Genomic DNA, 13,225 nt, shown 5'->3' on the forward strand with positions numbered 1-13,225 from the left:
GGTTCAACTCCCGCCAGCTCCACCAATCATGATTGGACAGTGATAGGACATCACTAGCAATAACAGGAAGTTAGCAGTCTCAGCAGGACACCGACCAGACGGTGAGGGGACAAAAAAGGATACGCAAAGGAGCCGCGGCTCCTGAGTGATAAAAAAGCCCGCAGCTGCGGGCTTTTTTATTGTTTGCTCACATCACCGGGCAGTCGTCGAACTCCCCTGAACGCGCATCATTGATTATATATGTGATCACCCCAAATACCGCCGGCGGGCAATTATCCTCTTCCCCCGGAAGCGCTTCCTTTCGCCCAGATGACAAGTCCTCAAGATGAGGTTTTGGCACCAGCCGGTAGCGCTTTACTCTAAACTCCCCTGCCATTGCACATACAAGCAGAGTGCCATCACATGGCTTAAGTGAAGCATCAATGACGAGAAGAGCCCCCTGTAAAATACCCGCGCGATAACAAGTGTTTGCCGCTCGCATAAAATACGTTGCAGCTGGATGCTTAATAAATTTTTCGTCAAGCGAAATACGCATTTCTTCGTAATCTGCTGCTGGAGATGGAAAGCCCACGGTTTTACTCCTCTTTCTTGACACTGTACATAATCACAGTATATATACTGGATATAAACACAGTAAAGAGGATCGAAAAAATGTTTGTTGAACTCGTATATGACAAGCGCAATGTTGAAGGTTTAGCTAATGCTCGTTCTATCATTCTCAATGAGTTAACAAAACGAGTACACAGAATTTTTCCTGATGCAGAAGTTAAGGTAAAACCTATGCAGGCAAATGCTCTTAACTCAGACGCCAGCAAACATGATAAAGAACGGCTAAACCGCATGCTTGAGGAGATGTTTGAAGAGGCGGATCTATGGCTGGTAAAAGAATGAGCAGTTGCAACAGCGCCATATTTTGCGGGGTAAGGATCTACTTCCCGGAGGAGAGAAAGTTACCACTCCCTGATTTCGAGTTACGGTCCTTCGCTGTTATAAAAGTTCGAGAAGACGGCTATATGCTTCTTGAATCAACTAAGAGTGGCTGGTTTCCAGCCACAACAATGATTTATAAGGACTATGGCCCTGCCATATCTCATGCAATACAGTTGAGCGGCGATATCTGGGGGTGGACAGATACGTTCATGACTTCACAGGTACGCCACTATTTGATGGGAAATATTTATATACAGTCTTCACACTGATCCCTATCACATCGGCAACCTGGGGCCTAGTCGCCCCTTTCTCCAGCATGCGCCGGCAGCGCTCAACAACTTCTGTTGTCATTATCCTGCGCCGGCCCCCGATGCGCCCCTGCTCTCTCGCCGCGGCTAACCCCGCCCGAGTTCGCTCAACTATCAATTCTCGCTCCATCTCTGCCAGCGCGCTCATTACGTGGAAAAAGAAGCGGCCTGCTGGCGTGCTAGTATCAATGCTATCGGTCAGGCTACGAAAATGAATTCCCCGCTCCTGCAGTTCAGATACCAACGTAATGAGGTCGCGTACGCTGCGACCGAGGCGATCCAGTTTCCATACAACCAGCGAATCACCAGGTCGAAGACGGCGAATAGCTTTCCGTAATCCGGGCCGCTTTGCATTCTTTCCGCTGGCGGTATCTTCGAAAATTAGTTCACATTCTGCGCGAACCAGCGCGTTTTTCTGTAAATCGAGGTTTTGATCGCCGGTAGACACCCGCGCGTAGCCAATCAGCATTATGCAACCCTTTGAAATAGCTGATTGTAAATTGCCGTGATTGTTCGCGTAAACCTGGGTTCAGGCGAAGAGGGAATGGGAGGTGATTTAGTAACCCCCAAAAAGGGCCGTGCACCAGAGGCCGCTGCCCTTACCAGGACGGTTAGCAACCTGATACTGGATGGAGTTGCAGGATTACGTAAGAACTTTCATGCAGTCGGAGACGGATATCACGACGATACTGCCGCGTTTAATGACTGGTGGGAATGTCTGATGGACATCGCATATAAGCGTCGGGCTTATGAGGGCGATGAAGCAGCGATAAAATTCATGCTGCAAAAAGGCCCCCTGCTAAATATTGAAAACGGGGTGTTCATTTATGACGGACCCGGACTGAATATCGGAAACTCAAACGCCTTTGTTTTTAATGTGAAAGGTGAAAGCGCGCTCTCAACTAAAATACTGTTGCCTAATGACGGCATATATCTTTTCGACTTTGACAATAACCCGGTCCATAGCCGGTTGTCAGATATGACGATTCACGGCGGACTTGGTGCCGTCCGGTTTAAATCAAAAGCCCGTAACGCAAGCAGCACCCACAATTTTGAAAGGCTTAGATTGTCCCGGTATAAAGAGTGCGGGATAAGTAACAACTCCATCGACATGCCGTATTTTCGTGTAAACAAATGCGTGTTTTACGGCGCCCTGGACAAACAGACTATAGGTGTCTGCGTGTCCGGTTATTCTGCTGGCGGCTTCATTAAAGATTCAATATTCGGGGATAACCGCTACGGAATAAAGCTGGCTGTTGGCGATAATGGTACTGAACGCAACGGACCGGCAACGCCTTACCTGATTGATAATAACGATTTTTACCGTACCGGAAATCGTGGCGCTGTCGATGAGGATACCGGGGAGTTTGTACGGTTTGCCTCTTACGATATCTGGGCAGAGCCAGGTGCCTCGGAGACAAACTCAGGGAAGGGAATTAAGGTTACCCGGAATAAATTTGGTCAGGAGAACCTCATATCTCCCGATACGCATATTCTGGTTGCTGACGCATACGGGACGGGAACCGGGGCGGGCCTTAACGGGGACAGGCATCACAATGAAGTATTGTCGAAGGGGTTCTTTTCCGGTGCCCGGTTTGCTGACAATGATGTTAACTCCACTAACGGTTCATATGTTGCACCGTTTTTGCGAACGTTTACCCCGAATACCGGTAATTTGCGCTTTGCGGATTCCTATGACAACGGCATGCCGTCGCGCATTGTTGAGTTCGCGGGCGGAATAACTCAGGCGCAAATTGGTGGCCTGGCGCGGTCTAACGTCTTTGATATCTCCCATTGCATCGCACTTCAGAAAGGCGTCGAACCAAAGCTGATTTCAAACCTGAATGACGTTTTCAGACTGATTGATCCACTGCTCTATTACGTCGGTCATCCGCAGTCAACCATTGTGCCTGTTGGCTCCCAGCAGGTCGGCTTTGAACTGCTGTACTCCGGGCCAACCTCTGGCATAGGTCTGAGTAACGCTACGCGGGTATCGCTCAATAACTCCTATGGCGGGATATTTGAGGCGGCGGAAATCACCATGACGACTTCACAGGGAAGAGCTGCGGCGACCGTCAGTGGAGGGCAGGCAGGGCGAAAGCACTGGATTGATTTTGATGTTCGCCGGGGTTCGTCAAACCCTGTTGGCTCTGTGGTGATGGAGGTAATGAACAGCGCCGGTACAACCAGCATCTTCCGGCGGATCATTCTTCTGGACAGTGTGGCCCGCTGGCAAAAAGTCGTTCTCCCGTACATTCCAAACGAAGACGGGGACATTATCATCCGGTTTAGCTCAAAACTTTATGTCGCGGGTTCTGCAACGAATTTTGTTATCGGTAATCTCAACGTTTACCGCAATGAAGAAGCCGTTAATACCGGGCATAACAGCGGTCTGCGCATGCAGTGGGACCAGCAACATTCATTGAGGGGTACCCGCCATGAATGGTACGACGCCACAGGAAACCTGAGAGCTAAAAATGGGGCGCCGACATCTGTGATTGACGGCGTAATCATCAGCGCAAACCCGGTAGTTTGAGGGATATATGACATTAAAAATGACGTTCGACTTTAACGGTGTGACGGTAACTGACGGTGTACTCAATGTGATTATGCCCTCAATCAGCACTGACGAAACAACGCTGAGCTTTGGTCTTGCTTACCGGGCCAGTGAAAGCGATCCACTGCTGAACTCGGAAACATACAGTTGCCCGTATGATATTACGGCAGGCGACCCATTTACTCAGGCTTATAACTACATTAAATCGCTCAGTCAGTTTTCGGAGGCGGCCGACATTTAAACCAACCCGCCAGTAATGGCGGGTTACGGTTAAATAAAAAACCACTCAGCCCCGGTATCTTCCGGCGTCAGTTCATAAGGCACTTTAAGCTCTCCATCTGATTTCATCAGCGTGGGGACAACCTGGAGAATGCCGTCAATCTCCTTCACCACCGCCTCTCTGGAAAACACTGAATCGCCGTGCAATGAATTTTTGAGTTTCATACCTTCCCTGAGCATTGACTCTGCTTGTTCATAGTTCATGTTTATTCCTTAATCATTATGGTGCCATTGGACAGCTTATAAAGCGTTCCGGATGTGAACGGCAGCTCGATTGTGACATTACGCAGTACAGCATTTTGTCCGTAAAGGAGTCCCTGTGAATTCACATCACCAGTAGCATTCATACCCTTAGCCAGATTGATAGAGCCGCCACCAATAAAGCTGCGATATTGCGGAGTGCTGAATATGACAGAGTCTTTACCTTCCACCAGGCTACCAGAGACCACCAGTGCGCGATCCTGTTCTGATGTGTAATTAGTGGTATCCCCAGCAAATTTACCGGAGAGATAACCGGTGTGATTCACTGCGTTGACTGCGCCAGGTTTGGTGTTGTAAATCTCCATGTCCACGTTGGTGAATGAGGCTGCGTTTTCAGCATCACCAAGTTGCATCGCATAAACTGATACGTTAGGCAGTATTGTTTGATTGATGTAAGCGCGACCTTTGAAGCTGTTAGAGCTGTTTAAGTTCTTAATCATCGCCCCGCCAGACTTCCACTGATTGTAAACTTCAAATCCAATAAACTGGTTACGGCCACCTGACACCTGAATCTGAGAGTTTGCCGCGCCCTCAAAGTGCATATTGACGAATATGCTGTCCCACTCCGTCACATCCAGACAATTCGCATGACGTTTAGCCTGAGAGGTATTCCATACATGGAAGAACCCTGCACGTAGCGTTCCGTTAGGACCAACACGAATGGCATTGTATGCAGAGTCTGCTTTTTGCCCGGCATCGCGGACTTTAACCATAAGCGCGTGAGAATCGGATGATCCGCCAAAAATGAATGCCTCTTCCCCACAATGATCTGCCCGCAGGCGCAGGTAATCAGAAGGAGCCATGCCTGGAACCGTTGTAAAGTCGCGCCCTCCTATGTTGTACGGTTTACCCCTGACGTTCATGATAATAATGTCGTCAAGACTGTGCTGAACACCGAACAACTGCAGACCGTTTTCCTGCGCGATATAATCAGGCGTAGACTCATCACTAAGCCACCCACCGTCCAGCGTCATTCCTCTTATTGTTATGCAGTAGCATTCATTAACCGGGTCGCGGAGAGTCATGTAATCCCCTTCCGGGGCGTTTTTTGATTTGACCATATGCCCCGCAAAACCCGGAAGAGCGTACCATTTCCCCCAGTATTTTAAAAACTCAATAGTTACCGGGAAGGGTAATTCAATGGTTTTGCTGATACCGTAGCTCTCGGTATTAACGAATTTCTTTTTTTTCTTATTCGCGTAATTAAGTGCTGCCTGAATAGCGTCAGACCAGTCATCTAAATCCGGTGTTGCACCTTTTTTAACAAGCGATTTCCACATTCGCGGATTCACTTCAAAAATAAGTTCGGCGAGCGTCGCATCCAGAGGAAAGTCAGAATCGTCATCCACAGTAGCCAGGCGAACTTTCTCCGGGGCAACGATTGGATCGCCGTCGCTTGAACCCAGGTTTGAGCGAAGAGCCGCATCACCAATATTCGACCATTTCCCCGTTGGGTTTTCAGCCGACCACACGCCGCCATCATTCTCCGGGGAATCTCCGGTAATGACGTGCTCAAGCTCTCCAAGGTATTTGTACCAGGCACCGTTATAACCCACTATCTGATTGCGGTTCTGAACCGTCAGGCCTATGGCCCAATCCCCCAATTCCTGCCAGCCGATAGCCGCAACCGCCTGCTCGCCTCGACCAGTGATGTAGTCGATAAACCGGCTGAAGATCATCTCCATGCCATACCAGGTTTTACGGAGCACTCCTAACCGGTCATCTAACGCCTCTTTAGTCCTGTCATTAACGAATTTATCCACGTTTTCGGCATTATCGAACAAGTCTTTTGCGGCGGGGGAGCCTAAAGGGTTTTTCGTTTTGTATGTGCTCATAGTCGCCCTATAACAAAAAACCCGCCGAGGCGGGTTGTTGGGAGTTATTCATGTTTATGCAACGTCGCCGGGGTAGCTGGCGTTGTCGTAGTCGTAGAATGACGCGCGGTACTCTTTGGCGGTAACCTGACACGTTCCGTCAGACTGTGGGGCTATTTCAGACACTATCGCGTTGTAACCCACGCGGGAAGAATCACAAAATACCAGCCTGACCGGTTCAATGGATGGCGTGGTGAAATCCAGTTCGATGAATTTTCTGAGGTACGGCACTGACAACTGATAGTCTCCGACCTTCGTCGCCACCATCAGCGCAGAAGCTGATCCATCCTGATAGCGGATTAATGCTCGGGGATTCGGATACGTCCAGTCAAGGGGTTCGGATACTGTCATCGTCGTCACGCCATCGACAGTTGATAAGGACTCCACGAAACAACTGATTGTCTTCACTGAATCCGGTATATCGTCTGTCAGAACAATGCGGTCACCAACGTTGTAGCACAGCGCATCCAGTTCGGTGGTGGTCTGGTAGGTTTCCCGCTGCTGAAGGTACTTCATCAGGCGACGCATACCAATCTGATACGCGCGATCCCGGTTAAGTACACCATCAAGTTGGTAATCCTCAATTTTAACCGGTGTAGGATTATCGCTGGTCCTGCATTGTACGGTCTCCTCCGCCCATGTGGTCCCGTTGATATAGGTGACATCAACTCCGTCATAATCATCAGCCGACGGCGCTGTGAACCCGGTCTGCAGTTCCTTGGTCATCTCGTGCGGAGTGATTATTCCCGTCCAGGGCTTGACCCCCTCCCGCCCGACTGACGCCAGTCCGTCACTCAGCAGAAAATAAGACTTCCCGGCATTCGTTATCTTCTGCAGCATTTCCAGCGCCGAAATACTGTCCCCGGTAGCAAAGTCGAAATACTCACCACCTGGCGTCCAGTATGTTGATTCCAGCGTGCTGATGGCTTCCGTATCCATCTGAAGACCGAGAGAATTCCCCGCATGCAATAAAGCTCCCGAAATTGACCGGGCAACACCTGAGTCATAAACACGTGTGGCCACAACATTCACTCGCTTGTCTGACTGTGCCGCCAACTTACCACCTGTTTCAACAGTGACTCCCCACGTGGTCACTCCGGTATAAGATACAGGCCGGGTAAGTAGCCTGCCACGCAGAGCCTGCCAGTACATGTTGTCGCGAGCATTGTTGCTGCCCTGCTCGTTACGACGCCGACAACGCACCTCGACAAGACCGGGTGAGTCCAGAACAACCCGCTCAGTGAACCCGAGGCCGTTTACGTTCTTTAACGCATATTCGCCTGTTTTGCTGATCCATCCTGCACCTGAACCATATACCCGATACTGGATTTCCCACTCAACATGCCGGATGCGTTTCTTGCCCTTGTTATCGAAGCCGCAGATACCGCTGGGGAATGAAAAATTCACCTCAAACATATCAACAATTTCATTATCAGGGCTCGCCAGGAAGGGGCCCATCCATGTGTCACTGTCATTCAGCCCGGTGGCTTCATAGTCAATCATCGTCCGCGCTGAAAAACCCGGCCATGTGGCATCAATCGCGCCATCAACCAGACGCGAAACAGTAGCCGTTGTGCCATCAGTTGAAATTATCTGGTACTCATTACCCCGATGAGAGAGAGATAGACGCTGAGTGCCTTCCGGCATCCCCGAAAAAGGAGTACCCGTCGCGCTGTTGTATGCCAGCGTGACGTTTGCCGTGATAGCCGCACTACCGCCGGTTGATTTGCTGCCTGCGGTGTATATCGGCGCAGCACCAAATACAACAACTGGAAGTGAAGAAGACGTAACTGACCCGCCCGCGAACGGACTCTCTTCTTCAGTAATCAGTATCGTTCCGCCATTATCCTGCGCCACCAGGCCTGACCCCGTCAGTCCCTCTGTGATGACAGCAAGCAGGCCGGACATATTGACATAATCGGCAACCAGCGAGACGTTATAAGTTGTTCCGTGCCAGGTCACCGTAAATGTTGTGCTGCCAAGCGAGAAATCGTAAGTGGTTGGCGCAGCGCTGGCCTGAATTTTAGCCGCACGGCCTCCCTCACCCGGCACGGCATCCTGCCCCGGCGAATATGCTGAAATGAAGAGATCGTAATCAACGCTGTTAAAGCTGAGCGTAACCGGCATTCCAGTCACTGGCTCAATCTCAGTCAGTAGTTTGCTCGCAAATACGCTGTAGCCGGAAGAAGTCGAAATCAGAAAGTTGGTTGGCGCTTTAATCTCCACTATAGTGCCGTCCACCCAGCTTTCAGGCAGCGCGTTATCGTCCTCATCTTCATCATCGTCGTCATCTGTATCAAGTCCGGTAAACGTTACGGTTGCACCGGATACCGTCATACTGTCCGCGATAATGTCGTCTGAGTCTGGTGAGGTCTGCGCCATATCCAACCCTGATCCGGAGGATGTTCCCCCAACCTCAGTCGAGTTGAACCAGTTTTCGCTACGCTCATCGCCGGAAACATCAGTACCGGGCGGATAGTATGTATGGCTGAACCCTGGCAAAGACGTTTTTGGTGTATCCCCGACTCTGATATCACCCTCAGAATAATCAAAATGACCCGCCCCCAGACAGACAAACATATGAACATGCATGATGGTCGGGTCAGCAGGATCATAGCGGGTGACAGGTTGGACAACATAATCCGGGTAAATGCGGCGGCGGCCAAAAACTTCACGGATCGGATCACCGAGTTTTGCGCTGTTTGCTTTCGCGGGGTTCAGATCGAGGCTGCGCCCGGTGGATGACGTGTAGCCACCGCTGTCCATATTGTTCATCATGTATATGGAGTAGGCTGCAGCCGCTACTGCAATAACGAGGCTGGCGATGGCAAACCCGGTAGCGAATGGCACAGGATACATGCGGACATCGCTTTCCGGCCGGATGATGCGAAACGCCCATTCACCAGGAGGTACGAGCTGGCCATTAAGCTCAATGGCCAACGGGGACACCTCCCTATCTTCATACTCTTCAACATTGGCAACCAACCAGCTGCGAATACTGGTTACGCCATGCTCGTGCGTCTCAAGTGGTTCGCCGGGCAGTCGCGACGGGAAAAAACGAATGGTCATTGCCAGAACTCCACTTTGACAAATCGCCGCTTAAACCGCGGCAAAGGTAGAAAGGTGACGTTCGTCCCCGGATTGCATTCCGCCACGTGCAACAAGCCACCGATACTGACGACGATACCGACATGAGTGACGGTTGAACCCGAATAGCAGGCCACCCCGGCACCTTCGCAGGGTTCGCAACGTTTCAGAGAAAGCATCATCCGGCGCGCTTCGCGGTCGAGCCCGCCGTCGTCTTTTGTCACACCAGAGAAATCAGGCCAGAGAGGCAATTCAAGATCACTCCGTATCTCGTTCACAATGCCAAAGCAGTCGAGCTGCGGGTACACTCTGCCGCCCTTCAGCCATGTGACCGAAAGATATTTATCAGGGTTGAGCATGATGAAATCCTTAGTTGGTGTAACGCAGACCAGGGAATGAAGGGAGCGTATAGCGGTATCGCGGCCAGCCTGTATCGAGGACATTCATATAGCCCGCGGTGATCTGCACCTCTGTCGCCGTCCAATAGCCTGATTTAATCTGCAACGTGTACGGCACCGCCGCAGGCGCCGCTAAATCCGTTGAGATATAACTCCGGTAGGTTAGCGATGCTGCGTTACGGTCATTGATGGCTTTACGAATAGTGGTCGAAACAACACCGTCAATATTACAAAGTGCAAACTTCAAATCCTGCGTGCCATCAGCGTTGCGGGCTGGCAATGCAATATCCATCGCACAGGCAATAAACGTTACAGTATCGCCAGTCTCGGTCGTGGCTGTAATGTCCTCATAGCCTTTACAGAGATAGTGAACTTCATCACCGATATTAATCTGCAGCGTTTCAATGATGACCTCCGGCCCGCTGCTGGCATAGAGGCGGTCGAGTATTGTCATGCCTCAGGCCACTCCCTGTTAACTGCCAAATCAAGAATGTCACTGTTGATAATAAAATCAGGGAATTCTGCCCAGCCGGGAGGAAGAATAGGTCTTTTCCATAGTTCTAAAGTAGCTGTGAACATCCATTTTCCCGGTTTCATTGGTGTTGGACCTTCATAAATATCAACAAAACGGCATTTATAAGGTTCAATTCCCATTGGAGTTTTCAGTATCATATAAAACCAAGCGGCACCATCATCAATAGTTTCGTGATACCATGCTTCAAATAGCTGAGCCTGCCCATCACTTTTGAATAACCACTTAACCGTATTTTGTGTAGGGGTGGAAAGATAACGACGACGCTGACGAGCTCGTCCGGTTGTCATTTCTGTTCGCAGGAGTGGAGATACTGGCTTAAAACCATACCCATCATAAAGAGGTACTGGAAGATAATCGTGGGGATAATAAATATCTGCCATTATTTCATTCTCCGCCCTGGATATACGGACCTTATAGCACGACCATATTCTTCAGTCGGTTGCATTACCTGAGATGTCAGGTATTTCACAAGGCGTTTTTCAGACTCCCTCTGACGCTTATCAAATGAGGCAAGCATTGCGTCATCTGGTTTCCCACTGAATGAGTGTAAGCGTTAAGTGAGCGCCGTATTGACGGTTATTTATCGGTAAGAACCACGTTCCATGGCAGCAGTTCGGCCACTTTGTTGCTGGGCCACTCCGGCAGTACGCTCAGGATATGGCGAAGGTAGGCTTCCGGATCGATACCATTCAGCCTGCACGTCCCGATCAGTCCGTACAGCAGGGCTCCGCGCTCACCACCGTGGTCGCTGCCGAAGAAGATAAAATTCTTTTTCCCAAGACAGACGGCACGAAGGGCTCGTTCGGCAGCGTTGTTATCAGGCTCTGCCAGGCCATCTTCACAGTAGTAGCACAGCGCATCCCACTGGTTCAGGACATAAGCGAACGCTTCGCCCAGACGGGACTTTTTCGACAGCGTCTCATTTTTTTCTACCAGCCATTCATGCAGCGATGCCAGCAGTGGTTTGCTTTGCGATTGTCTGGCTGCCAGACGCTCTTCTGTCGTGAGGCCGCGTATTTCTTCTTCTATCGCGTACAGCTCACCGATACGTTTCAGGGCTTCTTCCGCTGTCGCTGTGTGAGTGCTTATATAGACATCATGGATTTTTCGGCGGGCATGGGCCCAACATGCGGCTTCTGTCAGCAGCCCTCCTTCACGTTCCGGACTGAACAACCGATCGTAGCCTGCGAAGGCATCCGCCTGCAGCACACCATGATAGTGGCGAAGGTGTTGCTGAGGATGTTTTCCCTGCCGGTCTGGCGAGAAGGCGAACCATGCCGCTGGCGGATCTGATGAACCTGCGCTTCTGTCGTCACGTACATACGTCCAGATACGCCCGGTTTTCGTCTTCTTTCTGCCCGGTGCAAGCACCGGAACCGGAGTGTCATCCGTATGCAGTTTGTGGCAGTCCATCACGTAGTGGTAAAGGGCCTCATCCAGCGGGGCCATTAACCGGCAACAGGCATCCACCCAGTTGGAGAGCAGAGCCCGGCTCAGATCCACGCCCTGACGGGCAAAGATTTCGCACTGGCGATACAGCGGCAGGTGTTCGCAGTATTTGGCCGTTAACACGCGGGCCAGCAGACCCGGCCCGGCGATACCCCGATCGATGGGACGTGATGGCGCAGGTGCTTCAACGATACAGTCACATCGGGTGCAGGCCTTTTTCACCCTGACCGTGCGGATCACTTTCAGGGCGCTGGAGACCAGTTCCAGCTGCTCCACGCTGACTTCGCTGAGGTACGCCATACCGCTGCCGCATTCCGGACAGCTGGTTTCCGCAGGATCCAGCCGATGTATCTCGCGGGGAAAGTGTGCCGGTAACGGGCGACGATGGCGGGACTGACGTAACTGGCGAGGTACCTGCGGATCGTCTTCCCGTCCGTTGTAGCGATCGCTTTGCTGCTCCTGCTGTTTCAGCAGGGCTTCGGCTTCTTCAACCTGTCGGCGAAGTTTTTCGGAGCGGGTACCGAACAACATTCGACGCAGTTTTTCTATCTGTGCCCGCAGATGCTCTATCTCGCGCTCTTCGTTCTCTATTTTCTCTTCTGCGCGGGCCAGTGCAGAACGCAGGAACGACTCAGTCTCTGCAACGAGACTGAGCTGACTGTCTTTCTGGCGAAGCGCGTCTTCCAGCGCAGCGATACGGGCGAGATAGTCGTGATTCATAACCGCTTTTATAATGCGGTTATGATTTTTTTACAACATTGTCAGTGAGTTAAGGCGGGATATTTTTGGCTGGCGCCAGTCCAGCTTATCAAGGAGCATGGCAAGTTGTGAGCGGGTGATCGCGATTTTGCCGTCGCGTACAGCAGGCCAGACGAACTGTCCCTCTTCCAGGCGTTTGATAAACAGGCACAGACCATCAGCATCAGCCCAAAGTATTTTCACGGTATCGCCACGGCGTCCCCGGAAGATAAACAGATGGCCGGAGAAGGGATCCTCATCCAGAACGTGGTGTATCTGTTCGCCCAGCCCGTTGAAGGATTTACGCATATCCGTGGCCCCGGCGACCAGCCAGATGCGGGTGCCTGACGGGAGGGATATCATGGTGTCCTCCCGGTCAGTTCGCGGATCAGCACAGTCAGCAACTCTGACGACGGGTTCTCCAGCGTCATTTTGCCGTGGCGGAACTCAACATGACAGGAAGTGGCGCTGGCGTGAGCGGAGGAGAACGTACACAGAGTGTCATTCTCTGCTGCGGGCAACGGGTCGTTGATAACGTCGACGGACAACAGAGTCGGAGAAGCCGGAAGAGATTGAGGTACCACCGGCCCCACGATAGTTGCAGGCATTCGACGAGAGATTCGCCCCTCTCTCTGCCAGAGGCGTAGCCACTTAAAAATGAGATTATTATCAACGCCATGTTCCCGCGCCAGTTGTGCGACGTTGGCATCTGGTCGTGAAGCCAGTTCGACCATCCGAAGTTTGAAGTCACTGGAATAGACGGTACGCGATTCAGTTCGCCAGTTGGCAGCATTTTCCATAAACAGAGC

The 13,225-nt window shown here is 51.2% G+C and carries 14 protein-coding genes; 3 read left to right on the forward strand and 11 right to left on the reverse strand.

Features of this window, described 5'->3' with window-relative positions; genetic code table 11:
* Window positions 1-187 precede the first annotated feature (187 nt).
* Window positions 188-571 carry a S24 family peptidase gene (locus HV127_RS31185; RefSeq protein ID WP_103215611.1) on the reverse strand — a complete coding sequence of 128 codons (384 nt, stop codon included), beginning with the start codon at window positions 569-571 and terminating at the stop codon, window positions 188-190.
* Window positions 572-651: 80 nt separating this feature from the next.
* On the opposite strand from HV127_RS31185, the gene HV127_RS31190 reads away from it, so the two are divergent.
* On the forward strand, window positions 652-891 hold the full coding sequence (locus HV127_RS31190) for a DinI family protein (RefSeq protein WP_015370245.1): 240 nt from the start codon (window positions 652-654) through the stop codon (window positions 889-891).
* 246 nt (window positions 892-1,137) lie between these two features.
* On the opposite strand, the gene HV127_RS31195 is transcribed toward HV127_RS31190, so the two are convergent.
* Window positions 1,138-1,707 carry a recombinase family protein gene (locus HV127_RS31195; protein ID WP_182240957.1) on the reverse strand — a complete coding sequence of 190 codons (570 nt, stop codon included), beginning with the start codon at window positions 1,705-1,707 and terminating at the stop codon, window positions 1,138-1,140.
* 75 nt (window positions 1,708-1,782) lie between these two features.
* Here HV127_RS31195 and HV127_RS31200 point away from each other — a divergent pair, with 75 nt between their 5' ends.
* Window positions 1,783-3,774 carry a hypothetical protein gene (locus HV127_RS31200; RefSeq protein WP_220471441.1) on the forward strand — a complete coding sequence of 664 codons (1,992 nt, stop codon included), beginning with the start codon at window positions 1,783-1,785 and terminating at the stop codon, window positions 3,772-3,774.
* A gap of 7 nt (window positions 3,775-3,781) precedes the next feature.
* Window positions 3,782-4,036, forward strand: a complete 255-nt coding sequence (locus tag HV127_RS31205) for a hypothetical protein (protein ID WP_182240959.1) — start codon at window positions 3,782-3,784, stop codon at window positions 4,034-4,036.
* A gap of 29 nt (window positions 4,037-4,065) precedes the next feature.
* Here HV127_RS31205 and HV127_RS31210 read toward each other — a convergent pair whose 3' ends face one another.
* From HV127_RS31210 to HV127_RS31250, 9 genes are all read right to left on the reverse strand, one after another.
* Entirely contained in the window at window positions 4,066-4,278 is a 213-nt protein-coding gene (locus tag HV127_RS31210; protein WP_182240961.1) for a hypothetical protein, read from the reverse strand.
* 2 nt (window positions 4,279-4,280) lie between these two features.
* Window positions 4,281-6,170, reverse strand: a complete 1,890-nt coding sequence (locus tag HV127_RS31215) for a hypothetical protein (RefSeq protein ID WP_182240963.1) — start codon at window positions 6,168-6,170, stop codon at window positions 4,281-4,283.
* Window positions 6,171-6,224: 54 nt separating this feature from the next.
* Window positions 6,225-9,278, reverse strand: coding sequence for a host specificity factor TipJ family phage tail protein (locus HV127_RS31220; RefSeq protein ID WP_182240964.1), 3,054 nt, complete (start codon window positions 9,276-9,278; stop codon window positions 6,225-6,227).
* Window positions 9,275-9,655, reverse strand: coding sequence for a nitrite transporter (locus HV127_RS31225; RefSeq protein WP_182240966.1), 381 nt, complete (start codon window positions 9,653-9,655; stop codon window positions 9,275-9,277). Before HV127_RS31225 ends, HV127_RS31220 begins: the two co-directional genes overlap by 4 nt.
* Before the next feature lie 10 nt (window positions 9,656-9,665).
* On the reverse strand, window positions 9,666-10,148 hold the full coding sequence (locus HV127_RS31230) for a DUF1833 family protein (protein WP_154944679.1): 483 nt from the start codon (window positions 10,146-10,148) through the stop codon (window positions 9,666-9,668).
* The gene (locus HV127_RS31235) at window positions 10,145-10,609 is read right to left on the reverse strand and encodes a hypothetical protein (RefSeq protein ID WP_077265709.1); all 465 of its coding nucleotides are present in this window, start codon (window positions 10,607-10,609) and stop codon (window positions 10,145-10,147) included. Before HV127_RS31235 ends, HV127_RS31230 begins: the two co-directional genes overlap by 4 nt.
* Before the next feature lie 196 nt (window positions 10,610-10,805).
* Complete coding sequence (locus HV127_RS31240; RefSeq protein WP_182158407.1) at window positions 10,806-12,398, reverse strand: IS66-like element ISKox1 family transposase; 1,593 nt, start codon at window positions 12,396-12,398, stop codon at window positions 10,806-10,808.
* 30 nt (window positions 12,399-12,428) lie between these two features.
* The gene (gene tnpB, locus HV127_RS31245; RefSeq protein WP_004189161.1) at window positions 12,429-12,779 is read right to left on the reverse strand and encodes an IS66 family insertion sequence element accessory protein TnpB; all 351 of its coding nucleotides are present in this window, start codon (window positions 12,777-12,779) and stop codon (window positions 12,429-12,431) included.
* Window positions 12,776-13,216, reverse strand: coding sequence for a transposase (locus tag HV127_RS31250; protein ID WP_048994037.1), 441 nt, complete (start codon window positions 13,214-13,216; stop codon window positions 12,776-12,778). Before HV127_RS31250 ends, tnpB begins: the two co-directional genes overlap by 4 nt.
* Window positions 13,217-13,225: the final 9 nt, after the last annotated feature.

The organism is Klebsiella sp. RHBSTW-00215, from assembly GCF_014103785.1.
Classification (GTDB): Bacteria; Pseudomonadota; Gammaproteobacteria; order Enterobacterales; family Enterobacteriaceae; genus Klebsiella.

What these genes read in the sequence shown, in the direction of transcription:
- HV127_RS31230 (WP_154944679.1), bottom strand. Translation starts at nt 10,148, where the DNA reads ATGACAATACTCGACCGCCTCTATGCCAGCAGCGGGCCGGAGGTCATC.
- HV127_RS31200 (WP_220471441.1), top strand. Translation starts at nt 1,783, where the DNA reads ATGGGAGGTGATTTAGTAACCCCCAAAAAGGGCCGTGCACCAGAGGCC.
- HV127_RS31190 (WP_015370245.1), top strand. Translation starts at nt 652, where the DNA reads ATGTTTGTTGAACTCGTATATGACAAGCGCAATGTTGAAGGTTTAGCT.
- tnpB (WP_004189161.1), bottom strand. Translation starts at nt 12,779, where the DNA reads ATGATATCCCTCCCGTCAGGCACCCGCATCTGGCTGGTCGCCGGGGCC.
- HV127_RS31235 (WP_077265709.1), bottom strand. Translation starts at nt 10,609, where the DNA reads ATGGCAGATATTTATTATCCCCACGATTATCTTCCAGTACCTCTTTAT.
- HV127_RS31205 (WP_182240959.1), top strand. Translation starts at nt 3,782, where the DNA reads ATGACATTAAAAATGACGTTCGACTTTAACGGTGTGACGGTAACTGAC.
- HV127_RS31195 (WP_182240957.1), bottom strand. Translation starts at nt 1,707, where the DNA reads ATGCTGATTGGCTACGCGCGGGTGTCTACCGGCGATCAAAACCTCGAT.
- HV127_RS31215 (WP_182240963.1), bottom strand. Translation starts at nt 6,170, where the DNA reads ATGAGCACATACAAAACGAAAAACCCTTTAGGCTCCCCCGCCGCAAAA.
- HV127_RS31220 (WP_182240964.1), bottom strand. Translation starts at nt 9,278, where the DNA reads ATGACCATTCGTTTTTTCCCGTCGCGACTGCCCGGCGAACCACTTGAG.
- HV127_RS31250 (WP_048994037.1), bottom strand. Translation starts at nt 13,216, where the DNA reads ATGGAAAATGCTGCCAACTGGCGAACTGAATCGCGTACCGTCTATTCC.
- HV127_RS31210 (WP_182240961.1), bottom strand. Translation starts at nt 4,278, where the DNA reads ATGAACTATGAACAAGCAGAGTCAATGCTCAGGGAAGGTATGAAACTC.
- HV127_RS31240 (WP_182158407.1), bottom strand. Translation starts at nt 12,398, where the DNA reads ATGAATCACGACTATCTCGCCCGTATCGCTGCGCTGGAAGACGCGCTT.
- HV127_RS31225 (WP_182240966.1), bottom strand. Translation starts at nt 9,655, where the DNA reads ATGCTCAACCCTGATAAATATCTTTCGGTCACATGGCTGAAGGGCGGC.